Raw genomic sequence first — 13645 nt, forward strand, 5'->3', positions numbered from 1 at the left:
CGCAACACAACCAGCAAAAAGGCATAGAGGTGATGAATGGCCGTCGAAGTGGTGTACCGCAGCAGCCGCGACCCGGAGCGCTTGTTCATGGATAAGGCCGAAGCAGACCGTCACGACAAAATGCTCGAACTGGCCGAGCGCCTGGCCGAAGTGCTGCACAAGGCGGTGCCGTCGCTGACCGAGCAGCAGGTCGAGGAAGCCGGTATCTACATGGCCAAGAACCGCGATGTGTTCGCCCGGGCGTTCAAAAGCCAGCCGGATGCGTTGGCCGAGTTGCTCGAAGCGCCAGCAGCAGAGTAGGCCTGCCCAGGCCTCGTTACCCGTACAGCAATCGCTCCGCCAGCATCTGCGCCACTCGCGCCGGCGAGCGCTTCTCTGCCTGCGCATGGCCGAACACTTCGGTCAGCCGCGTAGGTATCCGCGCCAGGTGCGCGGTGATGGTGCCCAGGTCTTCGCCACGATGGGTTAGCGCCACATAGATCAGCCCGCCAGCATTGATGACATAGTCAGGCGCATACAGTATCCCGCGCGACTCCAGCTGGTCGGCCACCTGCAAGGTAGTCAACTGGTTGTTCGCCGCCCCCGCCACTGCCGCACACCGCAGCTGCATCACGCTCTGCCCATTCAATACCGGCCCCACGCCGCATGGCGCAAAAATATCGCAAGGGGTGCTGAGCAACGCATCGTTGGTCACAGGCTTTGCATCGAACTGCTCCATCGCCAGCCGCACACGCCCCGGGTCGAGGTCGCTGACCAGCAACTCCGCGCCTACCGCGTGCAGTTGCTCGGCCAGCGCATAACCGACATTGCCCAACCCTTGAATCGCGATCCGCAGGCCGCGCAAATCATCACTGCCAAGGCGGAATGAGGTTGTTGCCCTGATACCGGCGAATACCCCCATCGCCGCATGCGGTGAGGGGTCACCCGAAGCAGTGGTACTGGTCACATGCGGCGTGCTCTGGGCGATGCAGTCCATGTCCAGGGTAGAGGTGCCGCTGTCCACGGCAATGATGAAGCGCCCATGCAAGGTATCGATGAAGCGGCCAAAGGCTTCGAACAGCGCGGCGCGGTTTTCCACATGCGGGTTACGCATGATCACCGCCTTGCCGCCACCCAGCGGCAAACCCGCCAGGGCCGCCTTGTAGCTCATGCCCTGGGCCAGGCGGATGGCGTCGGTCATGGCACTTTCGTCATCGGCATACGGCAGGTAGCGGCAACCGCCCATCGCCGGCCCCAACTGCTCGCTGTGGATCGCCACCACCGCTTTCAGGCCCGTAGCCGGGTCGTTGAACAAGTGCAGTGACTGAGTACGGGTGCTTTGCATCAGTGCGAACATCGACAGGCCCCCACGAGGTGCTTACTCCAGTATAGGCACGGCCCCGGGGCCGGTGCCGCCGCCGGACCACTGGACGAAACCGCGCGCCACGGCTAATACTCAAGCGTGTGTGGAGAAACCCCATGAACCCACGTCAAGCCTGCCTGGCCTGCCTGGAACGCGAGCCTGTCGCCGTGCTGGAAGCCGCATTGTGGATAGCTGCCGAGCACGACCGCAGCGTCGAGCCCGCAGCCAGCCTTGCCCACGTGCACGAACTGCAGCGCGAGATCAGCACCAGTCTGCCCATGCTGCCGCTGGGCGAACTGGCCCAGCCGCTGCTGCGCCAGCTCAACGCACTGGGTTTCCAGCAGGATGAATACCACCCCTTGCGCCCGCACGCAGCGATGATGGACAAGGTGCTGCAGCGCCGCCGTGGCCAACCGCTGACGCTGGCAATCCTTGCTCTGGAGCTGGCGCGGCGCCTGTCCATCCCGCTGGAGGGCGTGGGCTTCCCTGGGCATTTCCTGCTCCGCGTACCGGGGGCCGACCACCTGCTGGACCCCTGTGGCGGCCGACGTTTGTACCCCAGCGATTGCCGCGAGTTGCTGGCGCGCCAGTTCGGCCCGCACGTGGCGCTGACAGCAGAGCATATGCGCGGCGCCAGCCCTTTGCAGATGCTGCAACGCCTGTCACGTAACCTGCGCCAGCTGCACATCAGTAACGACAACCACCTGGCGGCGCTGATCGATGCGGAGCGGGTGATGCAACTGGGCCCGGTGCAGGTGAGCGACTATATGACCCGCGCCTCGCTCTACCAACACCTGGATTGCCCACAGGCCGAGCGCTTCGACCTGGAGCATGCGTTGTTGCTGACCGAAGACCCGGTCCAGCGCCTGAAGCTGTCCGAGCGTATCGGCAAGCTCCCGGTCGCGAACCGTTCACTTCACTGAGCCGGGCTGTCCGGCTGCCGGGCGGGATGGGCACTGGCGAAGGCCGGGTGAACGGCTGCCAGTGCGGCAACCCGCCGAATACGCGGGAAGCCGCCGAGGTCGACATTGAAGCGCTCGGCGGCGTACAGCTGCGGGATCAGGTACACATCCGCCAGCCCTGGCGTATCGCCAAAGCAGAAGCCTTCATCGCCAATCAGTTGCTCCACTGCCGCCAGCCCTTGGCTGATCCAGTGATCGATCCAGTCGCTGACCTGTCCCTCGTCATGGCCTGCCTCGCGCAGCCGGTTGAGCACGCTGACATTGTGCAGCGGGTGAATGTCGCAGCCTATGATCGCTGCCACGCCTCGCGCCTTGGCACGCACCTCGGCCATGGCCGGCAGCAGCGCAGGCTGTGGATAAACCTCTTCCAGGTATTCGATGATCGCAGGTGACTGCACCAGCAAATCACCGCCATCGGTGCGCAAGGCAGGCACCCGCCCCTGCGGGTTGACGGCAACATAGCCCGCATCTCGCTGCCCACCTTGCAGCAGGTTGACCGGCAGTGACTGGTAAGCCAGCCCCTTCAGTGCCAGGGCAATGCGCACCCGGTAGGACGAGGTGGAACGGTAGTAGGTGTACAGCTCCATGCCCTAGCCTCCTCAGTTGGCCGCGACAACCGTGCCACGGCATTCGCCGAAACCGATGCTGGCCACACCGTCACGCGCGCAGCGCGCCCGCAGGATGATCTCGTCACCGTCCTCGAGGAACTTGCGCACCTCGCCACTGGCCAGCTCCACCGGCAGCTTGCCGCCTTCGGTGATCTCCAGCAGGCTGCCGAACGAACCTGGCGTGGCGCCCGACAGCGTGCCAGAACCGAACAGGTCGCCCGGCTGCAGCTGGCAGCCATTGACGCTGTGGTGCGCCACCAGCTGCGCTACGGTCCAGTACATGCTGCGGGTGTTGCTCAGGGTCAGGCGGTGTGGGGCAACACCCTGCTCGCGCATGCGCTCGGTCAGCAGCAGTACTTCCAGTTCGATGTCAAATGCACCCCCGGCCTGGTCGCGTTTGTCCAGCAGGTAGGACAGTGGCTGCGGGTCGCCTTCCGGGCGGGCAGGCTGGGCGCAGCGGAACGGCTCCAGCGCTTCGGCAGTGACCACCCATGGCGAGATCGTGGTAATGAAGCTCTTGGACAGGAACGGCCCCAATGGCTGGTATTCCCAGGCCTGGATGTCGCGCGCCGACCAGTCATTGAGCAGGCACAGGCCGGCTACGTGCTCGGCGGCATCGCCTACCGGAATGGCCTGGCCCATCTCGTTGCCCTGGCCGATCCAGATGCCCAGTTCCAGCTCGTAGTCCAGCCGCGCACAGGGGCCGAAGCTCGGCTCAGTGTGCCCGGCCGGCAAGGTCTGGCCTTTTGGCCGACGCACATCGGTGCCCGAAGGGCGAATGGTCGAAGCACGGCCGTGGTAACCGATCGGGACGTACTTGTAGTTAGGCAGCAGCGGGTTGTCGGGGCGGAACAGCTTGCCCACGTTCTTGGCGTGCTCGATACCCACGTAGAAGTCGGTGTAGTCACCGATCTGCGCCGGTACATGCAACTGGCAGTCGCTGGCCAGATACAGCAGCGGCTTCAGCGCCGCCTGGTGTTCGCTGTGTTCGCCAAGCAATACCTGCAGGCGCTCGCGCAGAGCCACGCGCGCATTGCGCCCCAACGCGAAGAATGCGTTCAGCGCCCCGCCCTGGGTAGCCTCGACGGCGGCCTTGGCGGCGCCGTCGAACAGGCCGGCGGCCAGCGCCGCTTCCAGGTCGAGGATTGCGTCGCCGATGGCCACGCCACAGCGCCTGGCTTCACCCGGCCGGCTGAAGATACCCATGGGCAGGTTCTGCAGCGGGAAGTCGCTGTGCCCGTTGGCGTGCTCGACCCAGCTACGGGCATTGGCAGTGTGGTTCATGGGTTATCTCCGGTTCGGGTTGAAGGTGCTCGGCAAGGTCGCCCAGCAACTATCGTAGTCGGCCTGCAATTGCGGGCATTCAAGGGCTTGCAGGCTCGGGCGCAGCACTTGGCTGGTCTCGAACATGAAGGCCATGGTGTTGTCGATCTTGTGCGGTGCCAGGTCGGCGGCAATGGCTTTTTCGCAGGTTTCGGCGTCGGGACCATGGGCGCTCATCACCCCGTGCAGCGACGCACCGCCCGGCACGAAGCCCTCGGCCTTGGCATCGTAGGCGCCATTGATCAGGCCCATGAATTCGTTCATCAGGTTGCGGTGGAACCAAGGTGGACGGAAGGTGTTCTCGGCCACCATCCAGCGTGGCGGGAAGATCACGAAGTCCATGTTGGCCAGGCCATGCACGCTGGTCGGCGAGGTCAGCACGGTGAAGATCGACGGGTCCGGGTGATCGAAGCTGACCGTGCCAATGGTGTTGAAGCGGCGCAGGTCGTACTTGTACGGCACGTTGCTGCCGTGCCAGGCGACCACGTCCAGCGGCGAGTGCTGCAGCTCGCAGGCCCAGTGCTCGCCCAGGAACTTCTGCACCAGTTGCACCGGCCCTGCGGCCTCTTCGTAGTGCGCTACCGGGGTAAGGAAGTCGCGCGGGTTGGCCAGGCCGTTGCTGCCGATCGGGCCCAGGTCCGGGAGACGCAGTGGTGCCCCATGGTTTTCGGCGATATAGCCACGGGCCTGGCCATCGAGCAGTTCGACACGGAACTTCATGCCGCGCGGGATCACTGCAATTTCCAGTGGTTCGACCTCCATCACCCCCAGTTCGGTAGCGATGCGCAGGCGGCCCAGTTCCGGCACCAGCAGCAGTTCGCCATCGGCGTTGAAGAACACCCTCTCCATGGAGCGGTTGGCGCGGTAGATATAGATACTGACACCAGCCGGCTTTTCTGCCGCCGCGTTGGCCACCATCGGCAGCCAGCCCTCGATGAAGTCGGTCGGCTCGCCGGGAATCGGCTGTGGGCTCCAGCGCAGGCGGTTGGGATTGATGCCCCCCAACGGCCCACTCAGCGGCTGACGCGCCAGGCGCTCGAAACGCGGGTGCAATGCAGAGGGGCGAATACGGTACAGCCAGGTACGGCGCAGCTCGTTGCGGGCCATGGTGAACGCTGTGCCCGAAAGCAGTTCGGCATACAACCCGTAGGGCGCCTTCTGCGGCGAGTTCTGCCCAACCGGCAAGGCCCCTGGCAGGGCTTCGCTGGCAAATTCGTTGCCGAAGCCGCTGAGGTAGTGAAGGTCGGGTGAGGGGTCGCGAGTCATCGGTGCCTCCGGGCTCTGGCCGAGCCGTTGCGGGCAGCTGGCTGTTGCCCCGAGGTGGGGTGGCAGCGCGTCTGCATTGTTTTTATCGTAATCAGATTACGAATAACGTAATTTGCTACGCGCATGGCGTCAAGCTATAAAGGCCCGACTTGAAAAATGCAGAAGAAGATGTCCATGACCAAAGCCAGCTCCCCCGCCGATAACGGCAAGCAGAAAGTCCGCTCGGCGGAGGTCGGCACCGACATCCTCAAAGCCCTTGCCGAACTGTCCCCGTCCACCTCGCTGTCACGCCTGGCAGAGCATGTGCAGATGCCGGCAAGCAAGGTGCACCGTTACCTGCAGGCGTTGATCGCCAGCGGCTTTGCCGAGCAGGATGCCGCCACCAACCATTACGGCCTGGGGCGTGAGGCACTGCGGGTGGGGCTGGCGGCGCTTGGCAGCATCGACGTGCTGAAAATAGCCGCGCTGCCGCTGTCGCAACTGCGCGACGAACTGAATGAAAGCTGCTTCATTGCCGTGTGGGGTAACCAGGGTGCGACCGTGGTCAGCATCGAACCGGCGGTACGTGCAGTCACGGTGGTAACGCAAATCGGCTCGGTGCTGCCACTGCTTAGCTCGTCTACCGGGCTGGTGTTCGCTGCCTACCTGCCCGAGCGCGAAACCGTAGAGTTGCGTGACCGTGAGCTGGCTGCCCTGGGGCACGATGCCGACCACTACCAGGCGCTGCTGGCAGGCATTCGCGAACGTGGCCTGCACCATGTGCACGGCCTGTTGATGCCGGGCGTGGACGCGCTCTCGGCACCGGTTTTCAATGCCATGGGCCAGGTTGCAGCGGTGATGACCGTGGTCGGGCCGACGTCGATCTTCCATGCCGACGAACACGGCCCCGCAGCACTGCGGTTGCTGGCGGCCGCGCGCGAGACCAGCTGGCGCATGGGCTATTCGCCCGCCGCCTGAGCAGCAGCTTCACTGTTGCCCGAAACGTAAAGGTGAATGTCATAAGGGGCTATTTTTCCCACGGGATCAAGCGCTTATTCTTCACTCACTGGCCGGCATGAAGGGCTCTCCCCCCGCCTTTCAGGCCTGCGAGGTTCACCGACGTAGATTTTGAAGCTCCTTGATCTAACGTCTCGATTGGCCGCTGCGGCTTGCAGCGGCCTTTTTTATGGCCTGGATAAAGTGCCCTTCTGCGCGAGCCGGCAAAAGGTCTGCGCAGTCATTACCCATTTCAACCTAGCGGGTACTTCTGCAGGTTTTCCATCATCTGCTGCAGCGCCTGCAAACTGTCCTGCGGGTGCACCGCGCCGTCGAAATCACCAATGCGCGCCCAGTTCTGCGCCACCTGCTCGGGGGTAAAGCCTTCGCGGGGGTCAAAGCCCACACCCAGGCTACGCTCCCAACGCACCTTGCCGACCCAACCACCGCCCACCTCGAACAGCTCGCCGCTGCCCTGGCACTGCTCACTGCCCAGGTACATCACCAGCGGGCTGACCAGTTCGGGCTTGAGCCGCTCGAACACCTGCGGCGGGATCAGCCCTTCGGTCATTCGTGTTCCACCTGTGGGGGCGATGGCATTGACCAGGATGTTGTGCTTGCGCCCCTCGATCGCCAAGGTGCGGGTGAGCCCGTACAGGCCCAGCTTGGCCATGCCGTAGTTGGCCTGGCCGAAGTTGCCGTAGATACCGGAGGTGGAGGCGGTAAAGATCACCCGGCCCCAGTTCTGCTCGCGCAGGTGTGGCCAGGCCGCGCGGGTGACTTTGTAGGCGCCCTCGACATGCACCTGGTAAACCTGCTCCCAGTCGCTGTCGTCCATCTTGTGGAAGGTTTTGTCACGCAGGATGCCGGCATTGTTCACCAGCACATCGACCCGGCCAAAGCTGTCCAGGGCCTGCTCGACAATGCGCGCGCCGTGGCTGACCGAGTCGTGGTTGGCAACCGCGCTGCCCCCGGCGGCGCGGATCTCCTCCACCACCCGGTCGGCAGCCGAGGCGCTGGCACCTTCACCGTGGGTAGAGCCGCCGAGGTCGTTGACCACGACCTTGGCACCCCGCGCAGCGAACAGCAGCGCGTGGGCACGGCCCAGGCCACCTCCGGCACCGGTAACGATTACCACGCGATCTTGCAGACGGACAGGCTCGCTCATGCTCAAGGCTCCAGGCAGGTTCAGGTCAGCCGAGTGTCCGCCCCCAGCGGTGGGCGGACAATCAAGCTCGTGCAGGCTGAATGCCTGGCAATAACGCAGGGCGATGAGGCCCCGTCAGGACCACGCCATTTTCGGCTGGGGGTAGTTCAGCGGCTGTTCACGAAAGGCCAGGTAATGCCGCAACACCTGCACCGGCGCTTCGGTGTGCGGGTAGTGGCCAATGCCCTGCAACTGTACGGTGTCAGGCTCCGGCACCAGTTGCCGATAACGCTCGAGCATGTGCGCGCCGGACAAGGGGTCGACCATTCCGTTGATCAAGCGCAGGGGCACGCCCTTGCGCTGCATCGCCTCGACCCAGCGATCGCGGTGCAAACTGCGCTCGGGCATGTAGCCCACCAACTTGTGCAGGATGCGCGTGCCACGGTTGGCGGCGATCAGGCTCCAGAAGTCATCCAACGCGCTCTCACTGGGGTGGGTGCAGGGGCCGTAGACATGGCTGACATTGCGCACCAGGTCGTCACGCCCGAACGAGCGCCCGACCAGCCAGCCGAAGCGGCTCAACAGTAGCTTCTGGATCAACAGCGTGCGGCAGCTTTCGGCAAACAGCCCACTGTTGAGGAACACGCAGCTGGCAACCTCGACACGCTGTTCATGATGCCGCGCCAGCAGCTCCTGGGCCACGCTGCCGCCATAGTCGTGGGCCAGCAGGTGCACTGGCTGGTCGACGTGCAGGTGGGCTAGCAGGGCCTGTTGCAGGTCTGCCTGTTCCATCAGGCTGTACGCGTGATCGACCGGTTTGGCCGAATCGCCAAAGCCGAGCATGTCGCACGCAATCACCCTGAAACGCTGGGTCAAGGGCCCCCACAAGTAATGCCAGTCCCAACTGGCGGTGGGGAAGCCGTGTAACAAAAGCAGAGGCTCTCCTTGCCCTGCGGTCCAGTAGCGGATGCTCTGGCCCCGGAATGTGAAGCTTTGTCCCCGGGTTCGCCAGACGCACAATGGAATTTCGGCCAAAGGCATCAGATCGGTCCCGGGTAGGTGTTGGCGGAATAGGGCAAGGCTGCGGTCATTGCAAGTCACCTCGGCACTTACATGTGCTCTCTATGTCGAGGCTGAGTCTAGCCAGCAGCCCATGGGCTGAAACTTGCGTTGCCAGCCAGCTTGATGACTGAGCGAGTCAGTGGCACGAACGGTCAGAGCAGCATGGCCAGCAGCGGCGCCGCAAACAGGTTCATCAGCCCGGTCAGGACCATCACCAGCCCGGCCACCGAGCCTTCCTCACGCCCGACTTCCTGCGCCCGGCTCACCCCGGCGCCATGCGCGCCAACGCCGAACAGTGCCCCCCGCGCCAGCGGCGTGCGTAGCGGCAACCAGCGCAGCAGCACACCGCCGAACATGGCGCCGAGCACACCTGTGAACATCACGAACACGGCGGTCAGCTCTGGCACGCCCCCCAGGTCATGCGCCAAGGGCATGGCGAATGGCGTGGTGATGGAGCGCGGCACCAGCGACAGGCTGGTTGCGCTGTCCAACGCCAACAGGTGCGCCAGCCCCCACGAGCTGGCGATCGAAGCACTGCTGCCAGCCACCATGCCGACCATCAGTGCCGGCCAATGCCGCGCCAGCATGGCCCGCTGCTGCCAGATCGGCACGGCAAAGGCCACAGTCACCGGGCCGAGCACGCTCATCAACCAATGGGTGTTGCGTGCATATTCGGCATAGGCGGTATGCAGCGGCACAGCGACCGTCAACAGTAATACCGGTACCAGGATCAATGGCGAAAAGAGGTAACGCTTGCTGCGCCGATACAGCCAGCGGCTGCCCAGATAGGCCAGCAAAGTCAGCGCCAGCCAGAACAGCGGCATGGGCTCAAGGCTCATGACGCAAGCTCCAGCGGCACACCAGCTCCACGGTCAGGGCGGTCACCACCATCACCATCAGCGTACTCAAGGCGATCACCAGCAGGATGCGCCAGCCCTCATCACGGATCAGCGCGCCGTAGTCGAGCAGGCTCATCAGCGCCGGGATGAAGAACAGCAGCATCTCGGCCATCAACCAGCCCGCGCCCAGTTGCAGCATCGCCGGCTTGAGCACACCGGACGCAAAGAGTATCAACAACAGCGCCAGGCCCATCACCCCGCCAGGAATCGGCCAGCCCAGCCAACGGGCAAGCTGGCCGCCAAGCAGGAACAGGGCACACAGAATTGCCAGCTCGACCAGCAGGCGCAGGGCATTTTTGATTAACGCGGGTTTCATGGCGGGGTTCCTCGACAAGCCCTTATTTTAAGATTCGCCTGCCCAGGCCAGAAGCGAATTGTTAGACTGATCGCCATTCCATAATGGAATCCGGACATGGAATTCAAACAACTGCGCAGCTTCATTGAAGTGGTCCACCGCGGCGGCTTTACCCAGGCCGCACAGACCCTGCACATCAGCCAGTCGGCCGTGAGCAAGCAGGTGGCCCAATTGGAGCAAGATGTGGGCCAGCCGCTGCTGGAGCGCCAAGCCTCGCAGCTACACCTGACAGCTGCGGGACGCATCGTGCTGGAGCGGGGCGAGGCCCTGCTGCGCCAGCGTCAAGCGCTGCTGAACGAACTGGACGACCTTGGCCAGATGGAGCGCGGTGAACTGCGCCTGGGCTTGCCGATGCTGGGCAGTGATGCACTGTTCGCAGGCTTGTTCGCCGAATACCGGCGGCGCCACCCGAACATCACCATCCAGTTGCTCGAAGGTGGCAGCCGAAGCGTCGAACAGGCAGTCAAGAGTGGAGAACTGGAGCTGGGCGGCAGCCTTACGCCCACTGACGAGTCGTTCAAGTACCAGCCGTTCTGCAACGAACCGCTGGATGCCCTGTTGCCGGCGGGCCATGGGTTGGCGGACCTGACCGAGGTGGACCTGGGGCAGCTGGCCGGTACGCCGTTCCTGCTGTACCAGCGCAGCTTCGTGCTGAATGACCGGCTGCTGAAAGCGTGCCAGCAGCAGGGGTTTACCCCCAAGGAAGGCGGGCGCAGTGGCCAGGCGGACTTTTTGGTGGCATTGGTAGCGGCGGGCCAGGGCGTGGTGTTGCTGCCCCGCGTGGTGGCAAAGGCACTCGAGCGCCCCGGGGTGGTGCGCTTGCCGCTGCGTTCGCCGGGGGATTTGCGATGGGACATTGCCTTTATCTGGCGGCGCGGGGGGTACCTGTCGCGGGCGGCACAGGCGTGGTTGGCGCTGCTACGCGAACATCACCGCTGACCGGCTTTTCAGGGTGCAGCCTGCCCTGCCCCTCTCGCCGCCAAGGCGGCACCCAGAGACCGAGCAGGCCCGGGGTCAGGACGCTTTCAATGCGGTGATCAACTCAGCCAACCATGGCTCTGCATCCGCCTCGGGGGTCACTGTCTCGCTGGCATCCAGGCGCAGCATCGGCTGCACTTCGCGCACGCCCAGTTCGGCAAACAGCTCGCGCATCTGCTCGCCACCGCCGCAATAAGTATCGCCATAGCTGGAATCGCCCAGCGCAATCACTGCGCCCGGCAAGCCACGCCAGGCTGCAGGCAGCAGGTCACGGATGCTGCTGTACAGCGGCATGAGGTTGTCTGGCAGCTCACCCATGCCAGTAGTCGAGGTCACGGCCAGCAGGGCTTCCGGGGCAAAACCTTCAAGGTCCTGCAAAGTTGCGCGCGCCGCATGCCAAGCCTCCAGGCCTGCTGCCTTGAACAGTGCTTCTGCGTGACGGGCGACTTCATCGGCGGTGCCATAGACCGATCCGGAAATAATGGCGACTTTCATCGGGTAGAGGATTCCGAAACTGAGTGAAAACGTAGGATACTAGCATCCAGCGCTGGCAAAAGGCCGCCTCTACCAAAGTCGCCATCCTCAGCCTCGCTACGCCCCTTGTCGCCCAGTGGCCAGAACATGATCAATGCGCAGTTATTGCAATCGATGGTCGATGCGTCCAATGACGGGATCGTGGTTGCCGAACAGGAAGGCGACGACACCATCCTGATCTACGTGAATGCCGCCTTCGAACGCCTGACCGGCTACAGCCGTGACGAAATCCTCTATCAGGATTGCCGTTTCCTGCAGGCCGATGACCGTGACCAGCTGGGCCGCGCACGCATTCGCAGGGCGCTGGCTGAAGGCCGCCCGTGCCGCGAAGTGCTGCGCAACTACCGCAAGGATGGCAGCGCTTTCTGGAACGAGCTGTCGATCACCCCGGTAAAGCGCGATGCCGACCAACGCACCTATTTCATCGGTATCCAGAAGGACGTCAGCCGCCAGGTCGAACTGGAGCGGGAACTGGCCGAACTGCGCGCTCATCCGAAACCCGACGAACGCGCCTGAACCAAGCGCGCCCTGCACGGTCAATGACGTTGAAGAAATCGCTACTACCGAGTTCGATCATGCAAGCAGATGCGCTCCTGACCCAGGCCGAGCTGGATTTCATACAGAACATGCAGCACTCGCCGCAATTGAACCTGGCCGATTCCATGTCGAGCCTGCTGGTCAATGGTGACCGCCGCATCCAAAGTCTGCTTACCCAGCTGGTGGCCAACGAGCAGGTGACCTTGCAGGCCCAGTTCAACAACCAGCAGATCAGCTTCCCTTTGCAACTGGTGGAAGACGAGTTCCACGCCCTTCACCTGCAAGTGGGCTCACCGGAAATCTACGAAGACGGCCCCATGCTGCGCCCTTGGCGCCTGTCGATGGACCAGCCGAGCCCGTTGCTCGATGAGCATGACCACGCTAGCGGCCTGTGGGTGCGCGATATTTCCTTCAAGGGCGTACTGCTGGAGGTGCGTGAGCTGCCATCTGCACCTGCCCGCTTCGAGCTTCGATTCGCCCCTGGCGGCATCCCCCCAATTGAATTGCATGGTGTTCTGGGCCGGCGCATCGGCCCGGACCTGGCAGCCTACGATCTCAGCCAAAGCCCGGCTGAAGAAATCGAACGCCTGCGCGACTACATTCTCCAGGCTCATCGCCGCGCCCACCCCGAGCTGCACAGTCAGGTATCCAGCTGACCTGCCAGAAACTGCCTCAAGCGCTGACGCATCACATCACCTTGTGCTCCCAGACAGGCAACAGGGCTGCCAGCCAGGCTGTCGTGCGCGATTTCTGCCGCTTCCCCGGCCAGCAACAACGGGCAATCCAGCACTGCCGCCAAGCGCGTCAGTTGCCGGGTAAGTTCTGCGGTGAGCGGCTGATGGGAAAACAGCACCAGGGCGTCCGGCTTCAGACGCTCACAGACCAGCGCCAACTCTTGCAGCGGCTGCCCGCAAACCAGTGGGGTCACGCCTGTTTCGTCACTGCCCAGGATCAGGCTGGTGACCAGCAGTTCAAGCTCATGGCACTGGCCCGGTAACGGCGAAAGCAGCACGGTGCGGCTACGCGGCCCATGGGCAAGCTGCAAACGTGCGAACACCCGACCTCGCAAGAACTGGTCCAGGAACAGCCATTCGCTGGCCTGCCCATACCCGCCGCGGCGCACGGCCATGTCATGCCAAACAGGCATGAAGACTTCGGCAAAAACCTGATCCAGCGTGCAGGCAGCAAATACCTCCTCGTAGAGGCGGCCCAGCCCTACGAGGTCGAAGCATTGCACCGCCAGGCGAATCTGGTGCTGCCAGCGCAGCCAGGCATCCGATGCGCCACTGGTATGCCCGGCAATGGCATGGCTACGAGCAAGAATGCTGCCCACCTTGCTGACGGAAACGCCGCGCTCCAGCCAGCCGAGGATACTGCGGATATCGTCGATATCGGCTTGGGAATACAGGCGGTGGCCACTGTCGGTACGGATTGGCTGGATCAGCCCATAACGACGCTCCCAGGCGCGGAGGGTCACTGCGTTGACGCCGGTCAGGCGGGAAACTTCACGAATCGGAAACAGTACCTGCTGCGTGAAGCTCGCATCAATCAACGGCTTACGTCCCTGTTCGTTCATCTGCACGGCCTACCCTGTGTGCGGAAGTTGAACACACAGTCTACTACGACAGCACCGGGCGTAGGATGCAATCGTTTGCCG

General features: G+C 63.6%; 16 protein-coding genes. 6 read left to right on the forward strand and 10 right to left on the reverse strand.

Translation table 11 applies throughout. The features are described from left to right. Nucleotides 1-36 precede the first annotated feature (36 nt). The gene (locus E8E68_RS15635) at nucleotides 37-300 is read left to right on the forward strand and encodes a YebG family protein (protein WP_016497959.1); all 264 of its coding nucleotides are present in this window, start codon (nucleotides 37-39) and stop codon (nucleotides 298-300) included. Nucleotides 301-316: 16 nt separating this feature from the next. Here the strand turns inward: E8E68_RS15635 and E8E68_RS15640 are convergent, their stop codons facing one another. Then, entirely contained in the window at nucleotides 317-1336 is a 1020-nt protein-coding gene (locus E8E68_RS15640; RefSeq protein WP_110742534.1) for a Glu/Leu/Phe/Val dehydrogenase dimerization domain-containing protein, read from the reverse strand. 122 nt (nucleotides 1337-1458) lie between these two features. Here E8E68_RS15640 and E8E68_RS15645 point away from each other — a divergent pair, with 122 nt between their 5' ends. Next, on the forward strand, nucleotides 1459-2265 hold the full coding sequence (locus tag E8E68_RS15645; RefSeq protein WP_266032284.1) for a tetratricopeptide repeat protein: 807 nt from the start codon (nucleotides 1459-1461) through the stop codon (nucleotides 2263-2265). On the opposite strand, the gene maiA is transcribed toward E8E68_RS15645, so the two are convergent. The 3 genes from maiA to hmgA are packed head-to-tail and all read right to left on the reverse strand — an operon-like array spanning nucleotide 2259 to nucleotide 5501. Beyond that, nucleotides 2259-2891, reverse strand: coding sequence for a maleylacetoacetate isomerase (gene maiA, locus E8E68_RS15650; RefSeq protein WP_266032283.1), 633 nt, complete (start codon nucleotides 2889-2891; stop codon nucleotides 2259-2261). The two genes, E8E68_RS15645 and maiA, sit on opposite strands and share 7 nt — an antisense overlap. Nucleotides 2892-2903: 12 nt before the next feature. Further along, the gene (gene fahA, locus E8E68_RS15655) at nucleotides 2904-4196 is read right to left on the reverse strand and encodes a fumarylacetoacetase (RefSeq protein WP_266032282.1); all 1293 of its coding nucleotides are present in this window, start codon (nucleotides 4194-4196) and stop codon (nucleotides 2904-2906) included. Between the two features lie 3 nt (nucleotides 4197-4199). Further along, nucleotides 4200-5501, reverse strand: coding sequence for a homogentisate 1,2-dioxygenase (hmgA, locus tag E8E68_RS15660; RefSeq protein WP_266032281.1), 1302 nt, complete (start codon nucleotides 5499-5501; stop codon nucleotides 4200-4202). A gap of 174 nt (nucleotides 5502-5675) precedes the next feature. Between hmgA and E8E68_RS15665 the strand changes: the two genes are divergently transcribed. Next, nucleotides 5676-6458 carry an IclR family transcriptional regulator gene (locus E8E68_RS15665; RefSeq protein WP_110742890.1) on the forward strand — a complete coding sequence of 261 codons (783 nt, stop codon included), beginning with the start codon at nucleotides 5676-5678 and terminating at the stop codon, nucleotides 6456-6458. A 271-nt stretch (nucleotides 6459-6729) separates the two neighbouring features. Here E8E68_RS15665 and E8E68_RS15670 read toward each other — a convergent pair whose 3' ends face one another. From E8E68_RS15670 to E8E68_RS15685, 4 genes are all read right to left on the reverse strand, one after another. After that, nucleotides 6730-7644, reverse strand: coding sequence for an SDR family oxidoreductase (locus E8E68_RS15670; protein ID WP_266032280.1), 915 nt, complete (start codon nucleotides 7642-7644; stop codon nucleotides 6730-6732). Between the two features lie 114 nt (nucleotides 7645-7758). Further along, nucleotides 7759-8664, reverse strand: coding sequence for an alpha/beta hydrolase (locus E8E68_RS15675; protein ID WP_280342706.1), 906 nt, complete (start codon nucleotides 8662-8664; stop codon nucleotides 7759-7761). A 173-nt stretch (nucleotides 8665-8837) separates the two neighbouring features. Beyond that, on the reverse strand, nucleotides 8838-9524 hold the full coding sequence (locus tag E8E68_RS15680) for an LrgB family protein (RefSeq protein WP_280342708.1): 687 nt from the start codon (nucleotides 9522-9524) through the stop codon (nucleotides 8838-8840). Then, the gene (locus E8E68_RS15685) at nucleotides 9514-9900 is read right to left on the reverse strand and encodes a CidA/LrgA family protein (protein ID WP_280342711.1); all 387 of its coding nucleotides are present in this window, start codon (nucleotides 9898-9900) and stop codon (nucleotides 9514-9516) included. Before E8E68_RS15685 ends, E8E68_RS15680 begins: the two co-directional genes overlap by 11 nt. Before the next feature lie 96 nt (nucleotides 9901-9996). On the opposite strand from E8E68_RS15685, the gene E8E68_RS15690 reads away from it, so the two are divergent. Further along, on the forward strand, nucleotides 9997-10878 hold the full coding sequence (locus E8E68_RS15690) for a LysR family transcriptional regulator (RefSeq protein ID WP_280342713.1): 882 nt from the start codon (nucleotides 9997-9999) through the stop codon (nucleotides 10876-10878). Nucleotides 10879-10953: 75 nt separating this feature from the next. Here the strand turns inward: E8E68_RS15690 and E8E68_RS15695 are convergent, their stop codons facing one another. Next, nucleotides 10954-11412 carry a flavodoxin gene (locus E8E68_RS15695; protein ID WP_266032276.1) on the reverse strand — a complete coding sequence of 153 codons (459 nt, stop codon included), beginning with the start codon at nucleotides 11410-11412 and terminating at the stop codon, nucleotides 10954-10956. Between the two features lie 126 nt (nucleotides 11413-11538). Here E8E68_RS15695 and E8E68_RS15700 point away from each other — a divergent pair, with 126 nt between their 5' ends. Then, a complete protein-coding gene (locus tag E8E68_RS15700) occupies nucleotides 11539-11967 on the forward strand; it encodes a PAS domain S-box protein (RefSeq protein ID WP_280342716.1) in 429 nt (142 codons plus the stop codon). 59 nt (nucleotides 11968-12026) lie between these two features. Then, nucleotides 12027-12644, forward strand: coding sequence for a hypothetical protein (locus tag E8E68_RS15705; RefSeq protein WP_266032275.1), 618 nt, complete (start codon nucleotides 12027-12029; stop codon nucleotides 12642-12644). Here E8E68_RS15705 and E8E68_RS15710 read toward each other — a convergent pair. Then, nucleotides 12629-13564 (reverse strand): MerR family transcriptional regulator, encoded by a 936-nt coding sequence (locus tag E8E68_RS15710; RefSeq protein ID WP_280342719.1) that lies wholly within the window; start codon nucleotides 13562-13564, stop codon nucleotides 12629-12631. The two genes, E8E68_RS15705 and E8E68_RS15710, sit on opposite strands and share 16 nt — an antisense overlap. Nucleotides 13565-13645 lie beyond the last annotated feature (81 nt).

Origin of the sequence: Pseudomonas sp. BN607 (assembly GCF_029871175.1) — a bacterium.
GTDB lineage: Bacteria > Pseudomonadota > Gammaproteobacteria > Pseudomonadales > Pseudomonadaceae > Aquipseudomonas.

What these genes read in the sequence shown, in the direction of transcription:
- E8E68_RS15635 (WP_016497959.1), top strand. Translation starts at nt 37, where the DNA reads ATGGCCGTCGAAGTGGTGTACCGCAGCAGCCGCGACCCGGAGCGCTTG.
- E8E68_RS15640 (WP_110742534.1), bottom strand. Translation starts at nt 1,336, where the DNA reads ATGTTCGCACTGATGCAAAGCACCCGTACTCAGTCACTGCACTTGTTC.
- E8E68_RS15645 (WP_266032284.1), top strand. Translation starts at nt 1,459, where the DNA reads ATGAACCCACGTCAAGCCTGCCTGGCCTGCCTGGAACGCGAGCCTGTC.
- maiA (WP_266032283.1), bottom strand. Translation starts at nt 2,891, where the DNA reads ATGGAGCTGTACACCTACTACCGTTCCACCTCGTCCTACCGGGTGCGC.
- fahA (WP_266032282.1), bottom strand. Translation starts at nt 4,196, where the DNA reads ATGAACCACACTGCCAATGCCCGTAGCTGGGTCGAGCACGCCAACGGG.
- hmgA (WP_266032281.1), bottom strand. Translation starts at nt 5,501, where the DNA reads ATGACTCGCGACCCCTCACCCGACCTTCACTACCTCAGCGGCTTCGGC.
- E8E68_RS15665 (WP_110742890.1), top strand. Translation starts at nt 5,676, where the DNA reads ATGACCAAAGCCAGCTCCCCCGCCGATAACGGCAAGCAGAAAGTCCGC.
- E8E68_RS15670 (WP_266032280.1), bottom strand. Translation starts at nt 7,644, where the DNA reads ATGAGCGAGCCTGTCCGTCTGCAAGATCGCGTGGTAATCGTTACCGGT.
- E8E68_RS15675 (WP_280342706.1), bottom strand. Translation starts at nt 8,664, where the DNA reads ATGCCTTTGGCCGAAATTCCATTGTGCGTCTGGCGAACCCGGGGACAA.
- E8E68_RS15680 (WP_280342708.1), bottom strand. Translation starts at nt 9,524, where the DNA reads ATGAGCCTTGAGCCCATGCCGCTGTTCTGGCTGGCGCTGACTTTGCTG.
- E8E68_RS15685 (WP_280342711.1), bottom strand. Translation starts at nt 9,900, where the DNA reads ATGAAACCCGCGTTAATCAAAAATGCCCTGCGCCTGCTGGTCGAGCTG.
- E8E68_RS15690 (WP_280342713.1), top strand. Translation starts at nt 9,997, where the DNA reads ATGGAATTCAAACAACTGCGCAGCTTCATTGAAGTGGTCCACCGCGGC.
- E8E68_RS15695 (WP_266032276.1), bottom strand. Translation starts at nt 11,412, where the DNA reads ATGAAAGTCGCCATTATTTCCGGATCGGTCTATGGCACCGCCGATGAA.
- E8E68_RS15700 (WP_280342716.1), top strand. Translation starts at nt 11,539, where the DNA reads ATGATCAATGCGCAGTTATTGCAATCGATGGTCGATGCGTCCAATGAC.
- E8E68_RS15705 (WP_266032275.1), top strand. Translation starts at nt 12,027, where the DNA reads ATGCAAGCAGATGCGCTCCTGACCCAGGCCGAGCTGGATTTCATACAG.
- E8E68_RS15710 (WP_280342719.1), bottom strand. Translation starts at nt 13,564, where the DNA reads ATGAACGAACAGGGACGTAAGCCGTTGATTGATGCGAGCTTCACGCAG.